The following is a 16,600-nucleotide window of genomic DNA, read 5'->3' on the forward strand; positions in this document are numbered from 1 at the left end:
TATGTGTTAAAATGCAAGAAACCGGAAAGGAAAGATGTTTGTGAGAGCTTGGGATCGCATCTTTTTTATCTTCATTTCTAGCCTGGCGCTTGGTACGCTTATCATTGGCATTGAAGGGACGAACGAGGTTCCCTTTCTTGTCATGGCCGTTTCGTTTTTTGGCATTTCCTTGATCGGATATTTTTTGTTTTACACCGTCCTTGCCACGGGCTGGTTCTATAATATTTGGGTGTTAAATGGGCTGCTCATCGCCCTTGCCTTCTATTTTAACGATGTATACATCGTCCTTATTCCATTAACCGTTATTTGGCTGGCTGTGCTTGCTTCCGATTTATTCATTCGCCAACAAAATCACTGAAGCACTTGATCAATCTCCAATAACGTGATCATCCGCTGGTCTATTTTTACCACACCTTGAAAAAAACCATAGGTTTCATTTTCATGTGCTGCAGGGATTTCCTCTATCTCCGTTTCATTAATATTCAAAAGGTCATTTGCACGATCAACGATAAGGCAGACTGCGCTATCATTTCCGACAACGACCAATATACGCGTCTGTTTATCATAAGGGGGAGCCTCAACCCCTAAACAGAGCCTGAGGTCGATGACAGGCGTGATCTTCCCCCGCAAATTCATCACCCCTGCAATATCAGGGCGGGGAGCCCCGGGGACACGAGTCAGAGGAAGCATGCGTTCAATCGATTGCACACGACTGACCTCTAAGCCATATTCCTCCCCTTGCAATTCAAAGATAACGATTTTCCATTGAGCAGTATCTGTTGTCACCTTTCCCACTCCCATTTTTTATTTAATAAGCGCATTTGTGTCAATAATTAACGCTACCTCACCGTCGCCTATAACTGTCGCGCCCGAAATCGCAAAAACATCTTGCAAAAAATACCCAAGCGACTTTAACACCACTTCATGATGGCCGATAAACGCATCCACAACGAGCCCCGCATATCGATCTCCTTTTTGCGCGATTACAACAGAATGGAAAGGCTCGGAATGTGAACTATGCGCACTTGGCACCTGAAACACGTCGTGCAAAAAGAGTAGCGGAATGACGTTTCCCCTGAATTCAATGACTTCCTGGTTGTATGTTTTGTAGACGGCTGCTTCCGGAATGATGGCCGTTTCCGTAATTGCCGAGATCGGTATCCCGTACGTTTCATTTTCCAATTGCACGAGCAAAACTTCAATAATAGAAAGCGTCAATGGCAACTGCACGGAAAAAACGGATCCTTTTCCCGGTTTGGAATCGACGGTAACAACACCGCCGAGCGATTCAAACGTTCGCCGGACTACATCAAGGCCAACCCCTCTCCCCGATACATCCGTAATTTCTTCCGCCGTGCTGAATCCCGATGAAAACAATAAATGATACTTCTCGGCATCCGTCATCGTTTTTGCTTCTTCTTCAGTGATAATCCGTTGCTTCACTGCTTTTTTAACGAGCTTTTCCTTATCAATGCCCGCGCCATCATCCGACACCTGTATGTAAACATGATTGCCGCTATGATAAGCGTTGAGGCGAACAGTTCCCTCTTTATTTTTCCCGGCAGCCATTCGTTCCTCGGGCAATTCAATCCCGTGATCGAGCGAGTTCCTCAACAAGTGAACGAGCGGGTCCCCGATTTCATCGATGATGGAACGATCCAGTTCCGTTTTCTCCCCTTCGATTTCCATCTTTACTTTTTTCCCGAGGTCTTTTGACACCTTACGGACCATGCGCGGAAAACGATTAAAAACGTTTTCGACAGGCATCATGCGCATATTCAAAATGACCGTTTGCAAATCAGCCGATATTCGGCTCATTCGCTCTACCGTTTCCGTTAGCGCTTGGTTTTGCAGCTCATGCGCGCTCCTTTGCAAACGTCCGCGATCCACGATCCATTCTTCAAATAAATTCATCAGCATATCCAAACGTTCAACATTCACCTTAATCGTTCGCTTCGTGTCTTTTTTATCCGTGACACTCTTCGCGTCGTTCTCCTCTTTCCGTTGAGTCTTTTCCTCTCGTTGAATATGGCGATCGGCAATCGCTTCGATATGCACGGAGGCAATTTCCGACACTTTGTATAGGATGGCTTTCAAATCTTCCATACTGCTTTTCGATATAAAAGCAATCGTAAACGTATAATCAAAGTTTTCTTCTTCCAAATCCTCCACGGGCGGGCTGGCTTTAATCACTTCTCCGTAGTCCCCTAACACATTGAATGCCATATGTACCCGTGCCGCTTTAAGAAGGGTGGCTTCGTCCAACGTAATCGTAATCTCATACGGGGTGTACCCTTGCTCTATCGATTGATCCAACACAGTCTGCTCAAATTCATCGTAGGAGAACAATTGCGTTTTCTCGATCGTCGCCGCTGTTTCTTCCTCGCCCTCAGACGTCAGCGTTTTTAGTTGAACGAGATAAGGGTCAATGTCTTTGCTGCCATTTCCGCCTTCGGCAATATCATCAATCATTTCCTCGACAACATCAACGGAATGAAAAATATGATCAAACATTTCAGACGTTGCTATCACCGTTTCATTTCGAAGGACATCCAGTACATTTTCCATCGCGTGGGTGAGCGTGGCCAGATCCTGAAACTCCATCGCCGCGGCCATCCCTTTTAACGTATGAGCAGAACGGAACACTTCTTCAATAATAGGGATGGCAACCGGATTTTTTTCCAACTCCAATAACCGGTCATTCATATTTTGAACATGTTCACGACCTTCATCGATAAACAATTGCAAGTAATTCGATTGTGCCATTTCATCATCTCTTTTCCGATCATTCTATTGCTTCTATTTTATCATAATCATCATTGGATTTGAGCATATTTTCCTAGATTTTGTTCCTAAAAAAAGAAGCGATGCTTTCGCTTCTTTTTATGATGCTTCAATGACTGCACAGGCAACACGATCTCCCGCATCCCCTGTGTCAAGCGTTTCTTCATCCGGACCGGATTCATCTTGTTCATCAGATGTATAGCGATCCGGGATATGAGCGAAATTATCCGGGTCACTATGAATAATCATGGCTGTTTCCTCTTCAACGAGTTCATCGGGGGTAAAGTTATCGACTTCTACCGACATATCGGCTGTTCCGTCTTCTTTGACGTAAAGAGGCGGCAAATCACCTGCATGTTCCCCATGTTCATTGTCTTCCGGGGCATAATGGCCTTCCGCCGTATCAAATGGACCTTCTTTGGCATCAGGTTCGCATACGCCTTCTTCATGGATATGGAAACCATGAAAACCCGGATCGAGATTCTCGGTTTCTGCCGTAATCATTGTGTTACCGTCGTGCTCATCAAAACTCACCGTTCCAACCGGTTCGTCATTTTCGTCATGCAGTTCGGCAACCGCATCCGGTGCCCCCGTTTCTTCTTCACCGGTATCCTCTTCATCATTGCTTTGAGTGTCCAACGACTCAGTGCCCTCTTCCGAATCTTCCGGTGAACAAGCAACCAATAGGATTGACAAACTTCCCATGAATACGAATGAAAAAATATTTTTGCTCATCATTTGTTTCTTCACCCCCATTTTCGATATGGGACTATTACCAATTTAAAGATCGAAACAAACAGCAAATTTCCAATTTGTTATAAATTCATTCGCAAGTCTTGCGAATACATGCCCATTTATCAACAATGACGCAGTAAATAAGGCTCAATTTTAGTAAATTTCAGAAACGGACGATACCCATATCAGCTCCCTTATCTCGATTAGAAAACTTGGCTTTCGCAAAGCTTTGATGGCAAAAGCCTTCGCCCACATATATGCAGGTAAGAAAGTTGATGTATATTTTCTTACCTGAAAAAACCCCGGCACGCAGCCGGGGTCAATGATTATGCTTCTTTTGCGTATACACTCACTCGTTTGCGTGTCTTATCGACACGCTCAAATTTTACAACACCATCAATTTTGGCGAACAATGTATCGTCGCCACCTTTGCCGACGTTTTCACCGGGATGGATTTTTGTGCCGCGCTGGCGTACGAGAATAGAGCCTCCGGTCACGTTTTGACCGTCGCCACGTTTTGCACCGAGACGTTTCGAGATCGAGTCACGACCGTTTTTCGTACTTCCAACCCCTTTTTTCTGGGCGAAAAATTGCAAGTCCATGTTAAGCATCGTTCTACACCTCCTTATATTTTTCTGTCACTTCTATAAAATCGCCATACGATTCCTTTATGCCATTGATGGCAACAAGCATCCCTTCCAATAAGAGCTGGCCGTCTTCAAATCCCCGACCGCTCCAAGTGCCGGGGACAGACCCGTGCAAATAACCGCCATCTTCCTCGCTATCCACATCAAGCGGCGTTGTACACAGCGCTTCAATAGCGTTGACCGTTCCAATCGCAACCGCTGATACGCCGGCGCAAACGATGTCCTCTCCGTAATCAGCGGCATCGGCGTGACCCGATAATGTAAATGCCTGAATCGTATGATCGACTGCATCGCGCACGATCGTCATATTTATCATCATAGATCAACCCTTAGGATTGAATGCTGTCGATGGTGACTTTTGTATAAGGCTGACGATGGCCTTGTTTACGACGATACCCTTTGCGACGCTTAAATTTGTATACAATAATTTTCTTGCCTTTGCCGTTCTTTTCGACTTTTCCGGCCACTTTGGCGCCATCCACATATGGAGCGCCTACTTTTGTTTCGTCACCGCCGACAAAAAGCACTTTATCGAAGGTAACTTCCTCACCGGCTTCTGCCGGCAATTTTTCCACAAAAATGGATTGGCCTTCTTCGACTTTGACTTGTTTTCCGCCTGTCTCAATAATCGCGTACACTTCATGCACCTCCCGCTTTTCTAAGACTCGCCAAGTAAGGTGCCGTTTCATTCAGCTTGTAACCTTACGCTGCGCGGTTGTAGTTTGGAGGGTCCAAACAACAAACTTATGTTACCATAGGAAAATATCGCTGTCAATAACGCAAACCCTTGCGAAAAGCGTATTTAGAGATGCGCGAGCGTGCCGATGGACACGTGGCTCTTCCGTGTTTTGAACCAGTGCTCGAGCACGTCCTTTTCATCGATCACATGGCCTGTTTCTTTAATTTTAAAGACCGTTCGTTTATTCTTATGCAGACGTCTTAACGCCACGTGAACCGTTTCTTTGGAAGACACGAGAGTAGTGACGTTTTTTCCCCCTTTTTGATTTTCAAGCAAACGCCTTTCCAATAAAAAACGCAAATACCCGTATGGTTGTTGTCTCCATTCCAAGTAATGGCATACAGATAGAAATGCTAGAATAACCCACCACTGTAAATGCATCGGATACGAAATGGCTGTGATCAAAACGACAATCATAAGGAAACCGAGGGAAAAACGAAGCGCCCATGTTTGCGCTTCCCGAAATGGCAAAAACTTACTGGTGATCAATTGCAGAAGTTTTCCGCCATCCAAAGGCCAAAGCGGCAGTAAATTAAAAAATAAAAGCGCGCTGTTATGAAAAAGAAAGATTTCATGATCGCCCGTTGTCCAAAAAGGAAAGAGGCCCACCGCGACCCAGGAGAAAGCCATGAGAATAAGGTGTTGAAACGGTCCTGCGAGTATAACAATGAGTTCTTCCCTGTAGGGGCGATTGCCATATTCCTCTGTTTCGGCAACGCCCCCGAATGGGAGCAATTCAATTTTTCGCAAACGCCAACCGAAATATTTTGCGGCAACAGCATGGCCAAGCTCATGGCAACAGACAATCACAAAAAGCATCAAAAGCTCGCGAAAATAACCGGTGGCGATGCCCAGCGCGACCACAAACCAAAACAGGGGGTGCACACGGACGAGCAACAAAAGATTAATCAAATGTCATCACTTCGTTAGGATCAATATATTCATCATCTTCCCGAAGCGCAAATGTAAAGCGACCCCCGCCTCCATCCTCGTCGCTCATGACATCTCCCAATAAATCACCGGCTTCCACATGGTCATATAAACCAACATCAATGGAATCGAGCGTGCCATACCACGCTTCCGTTCCGTCATCATGTTGGACAACGACGACTTGTCCCCAATCTTCGTCGGAACCCGACTGTATGACAACTCCGCCACGAGTAGCGATAACCTCCTCATCTTCTAGCGTTTCAAGCACAACTGCGCGGCCATTTTCCGAAAAACTTTCAGCAATGCCTGCTCCAGCGGCCGGTAAAGCGTATCCATCGGAATCAACAAGTTCGGATTCATCAAGCTGTTCTTCCGGGAAAAGGGCGAGCGGACGCCCAAATTGATCTTCATACCAATTTGATACAACAGCAAATTGAAATTCATCTTCATACAGGTTCAAAGCTGTTTGTCTCGTATCTGCCGACAACGGGATATTCGTTTGAACAATCATCGCCGTTAGCAGAAAACAAGCGAGCGCCCCCAACCATTGCATGAAGAAACGTTGCTTCATTTTTTCTTTGCGAGGACTCACTGGTTGTTTGCCGTCACGGTCTCTCCATAGATAAAATTCTGGTTCGTGTTCATTCATTTCTTCACGGCTCGGATAGTATCCATAATATGGCTTTTCATTTTTCGGTATCGATACCGGCTCTTTTTTACCCGACGGTTCATGCTTTCGCTTCTTGGATAATTGTTTGCGCACACGTTCAATATCCCGGCTCATAGCACCCCTCCCCGCACGTCATCCGTTTTGTGCGTTTGTACATCGTATGAGCGGGGGACAAGGATATGCGTAGGGGGTATCAGAGTTGAGGTCAAATGTTGATCCTTCCGATAAAGCAGCGGGGTGTTTACGAAGGGTTTCAGAATTTATCAGCTGAAAACCCTCTCGTTATCAGCCAAACTTCGCAATAAATCAGCCAAAACAAACGTTTTATCAGCCATTTCGATAAAGTGGAGACGGGAATAAGCAATACCAAGATGGAAAAAATACACGTAAAAGGGGGAATCACCCGCTGAAAATCTCCGTGAAAATCCTTTCATACTTATGCGCCGCATTCTTATTGCTCGGTAGTGAGGCAAGTGCTGAATCAGAAAATTTAATTACAGACCCTAGCATTCATGGCTCTTATTTATCACTTTTAAACCCATATGCTTTTGAACATCCGGATCAACAATATGCTCTTTGGAATGCAGAAATTATTAGTATTAAACGGGAGGACGAGACGTTTTCTTTTGCAGTTATCGCTGAGTACTATACATTTCGCGGCCCCCACAATCCACCCCGTACTATCGAAACACTAACCAATGGGTAATTTATCTGGTCCAGAGTAACAGTGCCGTCAAACTTTTATTTGGAAAACGCACGATTCTTTTCTTTACATAGACCGGTCGGTCGGTATATAATGTGCTCACTATCAATAACAACGTCAGGAGATGGTTTCGTGATGAAGGAATCTAGCATTATTCAAGCTGCACATCAGCTTTTTATCGAAAAAGGATACCGTGATACATCCATAACTGACATTGTGAAAGCATCCGGTAGCAGTAAAGGCAATCTTTATTACCACTTCGAAAACAAAGAAGATTTATTTCTATCGCTAATTAAAGAGGAAGAGAAGAAATGGGATAACGAATGGAAAACGAAGCAAAGACAATTCAATACAGCACGCGAGAAAATGTTGGGAATCGCGAATTTTAGTGCTGATATGGATGCAAATTTTCCGTTACGCAGAGCAATAGCAGAATTTTACGCCAAAAACCATCATTCAAAAGACATCGAAAATCACATTAAGGAATTGAACTATCGCTACCTCCTTTATTATGAAGACATCTTGAACGATGGAAACCTGAACGACGAGTGGAACGTTAGTGACGTAAAAATGACGAGCTTTATCGCCGGTGCTTTATTTTCCGGCCTTGAGATGTACACGTATGACGTAACGATTGAACGTAGGAAAGAGCTATATCGCCACTCAGCCGAAATTTTCTTAGATGGACTTTAAAAAAATGATCTGATCTAAAATTACTTGAAAATCGATACAAAGAAGGTGTTCATCATAAATTTAATTCTTTATCTACTGTTGATATTTGTGGGAGGAACCATTCCTTTTATTGAATATATGCTCGCAATCCCTGCCGGCATTATCGCCGGAGTGCCGACAATACCAGTAATTATTTTCGGCTTTGCAGGTAATTTGATCGGTGTAATTTTACTTATATGGCTTTTTGATTACGTGCTGGCAATCAGGCGAAAAAGAAAAAATCAAAATAAGCCTGACATGGACAATTACACGCCGAAAAGTAAGCGTGCACAAAAAGCAAAAAAGCTATGGGATAAATATGGGATCCCAGGCTTAACTTTTTTTGGCACCGGCCTGTTAAGCAGTCATGCAACCGCGCTGATGGCCTGTTCATTTGGAGGAAACCGAGCCTATATATCGATATGGATGGTCATCAGTCTTGCAATCTGGTCGATAATAACCGGAGTGGCTGTTCATTTCGGGATGGATGTTTTTTTCCGATAAAAAATGGCAAACGGTATCATACACCCATGGTATTGGTCACAAGATGAGAAAAAATAAGATAAATTATTCTGGCTCTTCACTAAAATCTATGGTTGATATCAGTGAATAGTTATGGTGATAGTGCAACGTTTCAAAAATGCTTCCCTACACAAAAATCCAGCCAAACGATGATCAACCACAGCAACTGAGGACTCAAAATGCAATTTTTGACCCCGATCAGTCTTCAGATCGGACTACTGAGGACTCATAATACAAATTTTGACCCCGATCAGTCTTCAAAGAATCGGGAGATATTTGAATAGGCGTTTTAGAACTTCTGATATAGACTACTAGCGGAGGAAAAACACGGAGACTGCGGGAAAGCGCAGTGGGAAGACCCCGCAGAAAAAGGCGAATTTCTTTTTTGCCGATAAGAAAGTAAAAATCAACTTTCTTACCTGCATAAGCGCGACTAAGGCTTTCGCCATAAAAGCTTGTCGAAAAGCCAAGTTTTCTAACGAGAAGGCTGAGCGCAAGTCCACGGAAAACGTCGTGTTTTTCCGTAACGGTTACCATAGCCCATGCTTAAACCTATTTGTCAGCCATAGATTTTAGTGTTGATCCATTATTCTGAAAGGCTCATTTTGGTAAATAATTATAATCCACCATTGTCATAATTGTACTGGAATAGGAGAGGAACTAACCGTAATATTGGAAGCAAGACATCACTACTAACACTTTCAACGAAGTTATAGTGACGATGCTTATAATCAATCGTAACAAGCTGATCAAGCATAACAACTCCGGTTGTCTTGCAGTCCATTAGAGTGACGTAGACAGGGTAACGTCGTTTTGTATTGGATATCGGGACAAAAATGGCAACATTAGTGATGTCACTAATCATTTTGTGACTTAGACACAGATATCCAGTTTTGTTCGTGTCCTTGCTTTGGACCAAAATTTAATTTAATGATATCGCCTTTTGCAATGGAACATTTACCACTCTTCATCACCCACTGATTCAGTTGGATTCAGGATTTCTTCTTGAAATGGTTCTGCATCGCAGTCTTTAAATAGGTGTTGAATGGAGTCAGTTCGATATCTGGGTTTATGCCTAATTTTTCTAAGAACTCCTTGGGTATCCGGATAGCGTAACTATTTCCCCATTTTAGGATCTTCCGTTCCATGTGCAGATGCTTTTCTTCGCTCATTGACACCCCCCTCATGTATATCCATAATGTATCTACAAAAAGTATGCACGATATGTTTCCACATGTTAAGTATTTCTGACATTATCTCCCAAAATAGTCAGCAATAGGTAAACCTTTGAAGTGATCTCCAGCCTTTCCCCTGCTCCACACGGAGCGTGCAAGTTTCCCCGCACTCCGCGTTCCATCTAACAAAATTACTGGATCATAAGTTCCTCGTTACTTCCGTGATTAGGATTGCTCGATGCTTCGTAATCTACATTGTTCTCGATACCTGTTGACCTTTTCTAATTGCGATGCGTTGATTTTATATTGACGAAGAAGGATTCGCACCCTTTCAGCATCCGTATGATGGATGAGACGGTGTACATCCTTATGAACAATTCGCAAATTATGAAATTGATCGGTTCCACCCAGCTGCTTTGGCATGTAATGATGGCAATGAACTTCCGAGGCGGGCAAATCCATGCCCGTAATCTCGCATTTCCCCATTTTCATGCTGTATCGGCTGATTCGATTATCCAAATATTCGACACTTCGATGGGGAAGCGTTGCTTTCATCAGCACCCCGATCTCTTGCCCTACATCTGGACGTAACCGTTTGTGAATCTTTTCCCTACCTTTCTTCGTGTAAGGGGTCACGGTTGGCGTAAAACCCATCGCATGGACGGTTTTTACATCGGCGAGGGGAAATAAATACACGCCGCAAATTTTGAACGTTTTAATGCTCTGTTTATAGAGCTTTTTATACGTGGGTGGTGGGTTGGTAGGATGTTCATATTTTCCTACAGGTCTGAGATGATTGTAGATATACGCTTTTAGATCGAAGGCAAGACGTGAGAACTCTAGATTTACTTTTGTGGCTCGTTTAAAGTATTGATGAAGCCCAGAAACAAAACTATTGAAAAGGAGCGCGTTGAGTGCAGATGGGGAAGATCTTATTCTGCGAATAAACTTTTTCGCTTCTTGTTTGATCTTCTGCTTTTTCTCTGCTTTGATCCCAGTTCGCGCAACTCTCTTTTTGCCCTTTTTATCCGCACGGATAGTAAACCCGAGAAATTCCGACTCCTTTTTCCGCAGATTCACAATTTGGGATTTTTCTGGCGATATATCCAGTTTCAAACGGTCTTTCAGGTATAAGCGAACCGCATGATACCATTTCTGGGCTGTTTCCCCATCTTTACAGAGGATTTTAAAGTCATCTGCATAACGTACAAGGTATCCTTGCTTCAAGTTCGTTCGTTTCCTAGCTTGTCTTGCAGAATCATCAGAGCTATATGGTTGGGCAAGAGGAAACGTCTCCCATTGGCCTGCGACCCATTGATCTAAGTCATTAAGGACGATATTTGATAATAACGTCGATAACAGACCACCTTGCGGCACGCCGCAAACAGGCGTTCCCTCACCGTCGATCTCAGCCTTTAGCATTTTCGAGATGCATGCCAGCACTTTGCGATCTTGAATCCTCATATTCCACAGTTGCTTGATCAGTAGTGTGTGATTGATATTGTCAAAGAAACTTTTGATATCAATGTCTACCACAAAGTGAAAATGTGCTTGATTAATCAGAAATTGGATTCTTGCCATCGCATGATGAGCAGATCGAAGAGGGCGAAACCCATAGCTGTGATTGTAAAACCGGGCTTCCGCAATCGGTTCCAGCACTTGTTTGAAACATTGCTGGATAATACGGTCGAGTATGCATGGAATACCCAGCGGTCGCCATTTCCCGTTATCTTTTTCAATCCACTTCCTACGGACTTTCTTTGGGCAATAGTTTTTGAGTTTGTTTCGGACTTCAGAGATTAAGTCTTCTTCCGACCACGATTTTAAATCGGCAATGGTTTTCCCATCGGTTCCCGATGTCTTTGAGCCTTTGTTGGATTTGATGGTCCGATAGGCTAAAAGAATATTTTCCCGTGATGTGATGACATCATAGAGACGAGAAAAGCTTTGGCATTCTATAGACTTTTCATACAAATCCGTGAATGTTTCCGTCATGTCGTAGTAATCCCAATAACGTAAAGCTTGCATTGTGGCATCCTCTCTCAAGAGTGATGTTCCCACGTTCTTACCCGATCGATGCAATGCACGTTTGGAAAATGATCGTTCACCTCGCTAGACTCGGGGCTGTTCCTCCCCTCCCATTACAGGAGCTTCATGGGTCATGCCCCTACCCTCGCAAGGATCAATGCCTTTCGGCGTAAGCCTTATAGCAACCATTTCGGGTGACAGCCCTTGTTTCAATGGTCCTTGTTTTCCAAGTCCCTTACAACCTAGCTTTCCGTACTGAACGTAGGTGTTCCCTGTAAGCCTGTGAGCTGGATACCGCCATTGTTCGGTATAGCGTGTTTCATGAAAGCGCAGCATTACTCCACGCTACTCACGCCATCGTTGGATGGCCTATAGGTTTCCCTATAGTCAATCTATAGACCTGTACATTCGGTTGTTCGTCAGTTTCCTTCCACGGAAACCATTCTCACCGTATCCAGTTTTTCAGCCGTCCGGCATATCCGTTGGCATACCTTTTCCTTTGGAATGGCTCCAGCCTTCGTTCTGCCGACTCTACCTGACTTCAAACCCCATGACCTGTCAGTCATGACGCATGCAGGAGTATTGACGGGATGGTTTCGGGAAACATGGCTCCGTCATTCCCATCCTCGGTTGCAACGTTAGGATTTATGAATATCCTCTGTATTTCACGCTACAAAGCGTTTATAACAGAACTTGTCGAGCGGCGCTTCGATTGCGGTAGAGAGACGCCTGCAACTGAAAGGCTGATTAAAAGTACCTATTCAACGCCATTTTCCAAAATCGAAAAGGTGCGTTCATTGCAATCAATCTCGGCCATCGCACCATACGGCAAAATAAACTTTGGTTCGGTATGGCCGAAATTCAAGTTGTAAAGAATCGGTAAATCGAGCAAATCATTTTCTCTCATGACTTGTTGAATGACTTCTTTATATTCATTGTAATAATGTTCATCTTGCGGCTTGCCGAAGATCATCCCATTGGCACTTTTCAAAATGCCTTGCGCAGCATAATTCCGCAACCAGCGTTTGATCATTTCCGGCTCCGTTTTTTCTTCAGATGTCTCAAAGAAAAGGATACTGTCTCCCCAATGTTTGCTATCCGGCCAGATCTCCGTTCCTTTAGCGAACTCCAGTACTTCTATACAACCTCCGATCAAACGCCCCTGTGCAACACCTGATCCTTGGAGCACTTCATACCCCGCATTCGGTTGCATCTTACGTCGTTGGTGCTTATTCGCTTCATCCCATTCGAGAAACTCACTTGTCCATTTTTTCGCAGGTTGAATGTTGCCAATTATCTCGTCCGAAAAAAGCGTTCGCTGGATCATTTCCACTGTATAATGATCCATTTCCACGTTTTCAGCAAAGTCGGTTAAAATCGCCGGACCATAGAAAGACGAAATGCCTGCTTTATAGCAAAACATATGGGGCATCGTTACATCGGAATAGCCTAAAAATATTTTCGGATTTTCGCGAATCACCTCAAAATCAATATAAGGCAGTAAACGAATGCTGTCATCACCACCGATATTGGATATAATCCCTTTAATCATCTGATCCTTAAAAGCTGCCATTAAATCCTCTGCACGTGACTGCGGGTTCTCATAAACGTAATCAGAGCCTTTTAAGCTATTCGGCATAGGAACAACCTGTAGACCAAAAACATCTTCTAATCTTTTTACACCCTGATTATAGCGCCATCTAATATTTGAATCACCGGCCGCTCCCGAAGAAGGGCTTACTGTCGCAATTTTATCCCCTGATCTCAATTTTTCCGGTTTTATTAACAACTGAAAAACACCTTTCTGCCAAAACTTTAATGCTTATTTTATTCAATTAAAGCGCCTCGTTTCTGTAGTAAGCCAAAACAGTCAATCAACAAATTGGAACTAGAGAAAGAATAAAATTAAAGCCAAAATCACAGCTATAAAAACCCAAAAAATGACATATCTTAAAATCATTTCTCTTTTAGATTGTGTTTCTTTGTTTCTATGCTTATCAGCATTTTTTTGAAGCACCGGCGCAATGACTATGAAAAGTATCATTGTTGTTATGATAGGCACCATCGGGATATTTCGATTCAAAAAGTAACTGACACCTAAAAATAAGATTAAGACAATGACTGATAAAGCAAATGCTTTTCCAGTTGTAATTAAATAATATTTAAGCGTCATCAACTCCCCCCCCCTATTATTCCACAACTGGACCGATTCTTTAGGATAGCGCAATCCATGTTATTCCAGAATAGCGCCTCGTTAGCTTAATACAGCCATTTCTCCGACATCGATAAACCCAAATCCTTTATAGATGCTTTTACCATCATCTGAAGCTTGTAATACAACTGGTTTTTGTTTATCCTTTGTTTGGTTTAGAAGAAATTGAAACATTTCACTGCCATACCCTTTACCTCTAACTGTTTCTTTTGTCATCACATCATAAATACCATAGCTATCTTGGCTTTCTATTAATAAACCAGTAGTTACAGCAATTCCATCTATGCACCCAATAAAGATTTGAAATCCTGGTCCTAATTTTATTTGTGAAAAGTTATTAAAATAACTTTCTAATGCATCTTTTTCTGACGTACCTTCAAATAAGCTCAAAAACACCTCTCTATATTTTAAAAGATCTTCACTATTTTTCACTTGAGTGATTGTAAGTTGATCGGAAATTCTTTGACCCACATGAAGCGTATTCTCACGTTTCATCATCACATTACGTTCTGCTTCTTTTAAGTCATATCCCTGCGTAAGACTTTTCCAATCATCGTTCATATGCTCAACATCCATCCAAACACTAAAAGGATATTCCTTCTTAGAAAAATAATCGAGAGCCTGTCTAACTTTGAATGTGCTCTTTAAGTTTGAAGACTTTGCCAATAGTACATTGAATGTATCAGTGGGTACTTCCGTATTTGCTATGACGAAATCTTCTTCACTTGTTAGTTCACCACTAACTGCATGAGTAAATGCTTTTAATTTTTCTTCAAAATTGCTTATTACTAATTGTTGATTTGCAATCATGTTTTTGCACCTTTCCATTGTTCAATAATCTGGCCTGATTGCGGAAGATTGTTTTTCGTAAAAATACCCTTAGGAATCATCATATCCAAAGGGATAAAACGTTACGACTTTATTTTAAAGCCACACCAACGGCTACCGTTGGTTTTCTTCTAGTTTCTTGAAAAGCTGAATGATTTTATTCAGACCTATCAGACCTATTAAAACAACATAAAAGCATAGTGCTGCTATCGTACTCCATCCTATAATATACACATCAATCTCCTCGGCGAAATACAGCGAAAGCATTGTTCCCAACAGTGAACCTGCAGAAACATAAAGGATGAAATGGCTGAGATGCGTATATATTCGATTCCGAAATTCTATTGTCTCCATTATTTTCTCAATTAAAATGGAGGCAGGAATGCCTAATATCAAGAAAAAAAGAAAGAAAAAATAAAAACAAATTGAAAACCTTCTACAAAATGTGACTCGGCTTCCAAACTCGTCTGTACAGCCGCCGGATCATAGGAAATGACAGCCATAACAATACCAAAAGTAAAAGCAGCCAAAATAACTTCGGCTAACTTTCTCAAAGCCATTAATGCCATTTTAATCATTGTTTCTCTCCAATCATTTCAACGGTTCACCCTACTGTATCAGGGATGACTTTCTTGTTGCAGCAAAAATGTTTCCAAATGATATATATATGTGCATAATCGATTTTCATTACATTCACAGTACATTAACATAATAGCCCTATTCTTTAGGAGAGCGCAACCCCTGTTCTTCCAGAATTGCGCCTCTTTTCTTGAATATGGGTGATAGTAAAGCCATCTTCAAAAAGACCCTTTCAATACACAAACACGAACAAAATTAGTGAATCCAATGAGAAGGTCGCTGAATATGAGAGGGTAAGGTTGTCTTCAAATCACCTTTAGCCGAATTAATTTGCATTTGGGTTAAAAACATACTGGTAGACAGATCAGCACCACTGAAATTAACATCTCGCAAATCCGCACCAATTAAATTAACTGCACTTAAATCAGTATTTTTCATATCTGCAGCAATCAAATAGGATCCTTTAAAATCAGTTGCTCTTAAATCTTTTCCTTTTAATTTTTTGCCCATCCAATCAGCTCTCGCATGGTTAAACTCTTTAATATTCTGAAAACCGGGCATTTTTTCAATTGTTTTTCCCCTTACAAAATCACTAGCTAAAGTAAGCAGCTCATTTGAAGAAAATCGATACATCACTAGATCAAGTGACAATAAACTATCTGCGTCTAACTTCGTTAAAGCCTGCAATTCCTCTAACTGTTTTCCCAACTTGTCAGATAAATCATCTGGTATATCGTAAGACAGAGCTTCTGCCACGTATGCAATCATTTCATGAATTTGCTCCATGATGGGAAACACTTGAAACATTTTTTTCCCAATGTCAGGGTTTTCTCGCCAACTTTGACCGCTAAAAGTAACTTGAGAAACGACTTGTCCAGCACCCAAACAATCAAATACTGTACAGCCTTTGAATCCTTTATCCCTTAACTGACTATGAATTTGGCAACTATAATCAGACTGCAAATTCATACAAGGAGTACCTGCCGGTTTGTTAATCGGAAAATCACTTGATGCTACGATATTAAGCGCTGTACAACAAAGTCCAAAGCACTTCGTACAATCAGCCGCTAAACTTTCTCTAATAGTTTTGGCTTTTTCCTTATCCATTATTTTACCCTCTATCTGAAAAAACTTTTGAGTTTATTATACAAGATTCCTCAACAATCTGGCCCTTTAATGGAATAAACAAAATTGAGATTTTGTTATTATTCTAACACAAAAAGCAAGCCGCACCCTTAAAAAAATGCGGCCAACCTCATATTAAGGGATTCAGACAATCATTACATCATGCCGCCCATATATCAGGTATGTTTTTCTATATTCATATCTATATTATT

General features: G+C 42.2%; 19 protein-coding genes and 1 other annotated feature. Of the genes, 3 read left to right on the forward strand and 16 right to left on the reverse strand.

The annotated features are described in order from the left end of the window. Positions 1–40: 40 nt before the first annotated feature. A complete protein-coding gene (locus tag HUG15_RS16875) occupies positions 41–358 on the forward strand; it encodes a hypothetical protein (RefSeq protein ID WP_200124205.1) in 318 nt (105 codons plus the stop codon). On the opposite strand, the gene HUG15_RS16880 is transcribed toward HUG15_RS16875, so the two are convergent. The 8 genes from HUG15_RS16880 to HUG15_RS16915 all read right to left on the reverse strand — a co-directional run bounded on the left by HUG15_RS16880 (position 352) and on the right by HUG15_RS16915 (position 6,619). Beyond that, positions 352–786 (reverse strand): chemotaxis protein CheW, encoded by a 435-nt coding sequence (locus HUG15_RS16880; protein ID WP_200124206.1) that lies wholly within the window; start codon positions 784–786, stop codon positions 352–354. The two genes, HUG15_RS16875 and HUG15_RS16880, sit on opposite strands and share 7 nt — an antisense overlap. Before the next feature lie 18 nt (positions 787–804). Further along, complete coding sequence (locus HUG15_RS16885; protein ID WP_200124207.1) at positions 805–2,766, reverse strand: chemotaxis protein CheA; 1,962 nt, start codon at positions 2,764–2,766, stop codon at positions 805–807. 117 nt (positions 2,767–2,883) lie between these two features. Next, positions 2,884–3,522, reverse strand: coding sequence for a superoxide dismutase family protein (locus HUG15_RS16890; RefSeq protein WP_211202252.1), 639 nt, complete (start codon positions 3,520–3,522; stop codon positions 2,884–2,886). 323 nt (positions 3,523–3,845) lie between these two features. Beyond that, positions 3,846–4,130 (reverse strand): 50S ribosomal protein L27, encoded by a 285-nt coding sequence (rpmA, locus tag HUG15_RS16895; protein ID WP_200124209.1) that lies wholly within the window; start codon positions 4,128–4,130, stop codon positions 3,846–3,848. 4 nt (positions 4,131–4,134) lie between these two features. Continuing rightward, a complete protein-coding gene (locus HUG15_RS16900) occupies positions 4,135–4,485 on the reverse strand; it encodes a ribosomal-processing cysteine protease Prp (protein ID WP_246516377.1) in 351 nt (116 codons plus the stop codon). 10 nt (positions 4,486–4,495) lie between these two features. Continuing rightward, entirely contained in the window at positions 4,496–4,804 is a 309-nt protein-coding gene (gene rplU, locus HUG15_RS16905) for a 50S ribosomal protein L21 (RefSeq protein WP_200124210.1), read from the reverse strand. A 13-nt stretch (positions 4,805–4,817) separates the two neighbouring features. Then, positions 4,818–4,893 (reverse strand) — a sequence feature (ribosomal protein L21 leader region). A 75-nt stretch (positions 4,894–4,968) separates the two neighbouring features. Further along, a complete protein-coding gene (locus HUG15_RS16910) occupies positions 4,969–5,817 on the reverse strand; it encodes a M50 family metallopeptidase (protein WP_200124211.1) in 849 nt (282 codons plus the stop codon). Further along, positions 5,810–6,619 (reverse strand): M23 family metallopeptidase, encoded by an 810-nt coding sequence (locus tag HUG15_RS16915; protein WP_200124212.1) that lies wholly within the window; start codon positions 6,617–6,619, stop codon positions 5,810–5,812. The genes HUG15_RS16910 and HUG15_RS16915 overlap by 8 nt, the downstream gene beginning before the upstream one ends. 724 nt (positions 6,620–7,343) lie before the next feature. Here HUG15_RS16915 and HUG15_RS16925 point away from each other — a divergent pair. Both HUG15_RS16925 and HUG15_RS16930 read left to right on the forward strand, forming a co-directional pair. After that, positions 7,344–7,901 carry a TetR/AcrR family transcriptional regulator gene (locus HUG15_RS16925; protein WP_246516680.1) on the forward strand — a complete coding sequence of 186 codons (558 nt, stop codon included), beginning with the start codon at positions 7,344–7,346 and terminating at the stop codon, positions 7,899–7,901. A 45-nt stretch (positions 7,902–7,946) separates the two neighbouring features. After that, positions 7,947–8,423, forward strand: coding sequence for a small multi-drug export protein (locus HUG15_RS16930; protein ID WP_211202253.1), 477 nt, complete (start codon positions 7,947–7,949; stop codon positions 8,421–8,423). 634 nt (positions 8,424–9,057) lie between these two features. Here HUG15_RS16930 and HUG15_RS16935 read toward each other — a convergent pair. From HUG15_RS16935 to HUG15_RS16970, 8 genes are all read right to left on the reverse strand, one after another. Then, entirely contained in the window at positions 9,058–9,306 is a 249-nt protein-coding gene (locus tag HUG15_RS16935) for a type II toxin-antitoxin system PemK/MazF family toxin (RefSeq protein ID WP_246516378.1), read from the reverse strand. Positions 9,307–9,433: 127 nt separating this feature from the next. After that, complete coding sequence (locus HUG15_RS16940; protein WP_200124216.1) at positions 9,434–9,613, reverse strand: AbrB/MazE/SpoVT family DNA-binding domain-containing protein; 180 nt, start codon at positions 9,611–9,613, stop codon at positions 9,434–9,436. 228 nt (positions 9,614–9,841) lie between these two features. After that, the gene (gene ltrA / locus HUG15_RS16945) at positions 9,842–11,644 is read right to left on the reverse strand and encodes a group II intron reverse transcriptase/maturase (RefSeq protein WP_200124217.1); all 1,803 of its coding nucleotides are present in this window, start codon (positions 11,642–11,644) and stop codon (positions 9,842–9,844) included. Between the two features lie 757 nt (positions 11,645–12,401). Then, a complete protein-coding gene (locus HUG15_RS16950) occupies positions 12,402–13,433 on the reverse strand; it encodes a S66 family peptidase (RefSeq protein WP_200124218.1) in 1,032 nt (343 codons plus the stop codon). Positions 13,434–13,532: 99 nt separating this feature from the next. Beyond that, on the reverse strand, positions 13,533–13,817 hold the full coding sequence (locus HUG15_RS16955) for an accessory gene regulator B family protein (protein WP_200124219.1): 285 nt from the start codon (positions 13,815–13,817) through the stop codon (positions 13,533–13,535). Positions 13,818–13,898: 81 nt separating this feature from the next. After that, positions 13,899–14,666, reverse strand: a complete 768-nt coding sequence (locus HUG15_RS16960; protein WP_200124220.1) for a GNAT family N-acetyltransferase — start codon at positions 14,664–14,666, stop codon at positions 13,899–13,901. Positions 14,667–15,076: 410 nt separating this feature from the next. After that, positions 15,077–15,262, reverse strand: coding sequence for a hypothetical protein (locus HUG15_RS16965; protein ID WP_200124221.1), 186 nt, complete (start codon positions 15,260–15,262; stop codon positions 15,077–15,079). Positions 15,263–15,518: 256 nt separating this feature from the next. Continuing rightward, positions 15,519–16,370 (reverse strand): pentapeptide repeat-containing protein, encoded by an 852-nt coding sequence (locus HUG15_RS16970; protein WP_200124222.1) that lies wholly within the window; start codon positions 16,368–16,370, stop codon positions 15,519–15,521. Between the last annotated feature and the right edge of the window lie 230 nt (positions 16,371–16,600).

Origin of the sequence: Salicibibacter cibarius (assembly GCF_016495725.1) — a bacterium.
GTDB lineage: Bacteria > Bacillota > Bacilli > Bacillales > Marinococcaceae > Salicibibacter > Salicibibacter cibarius.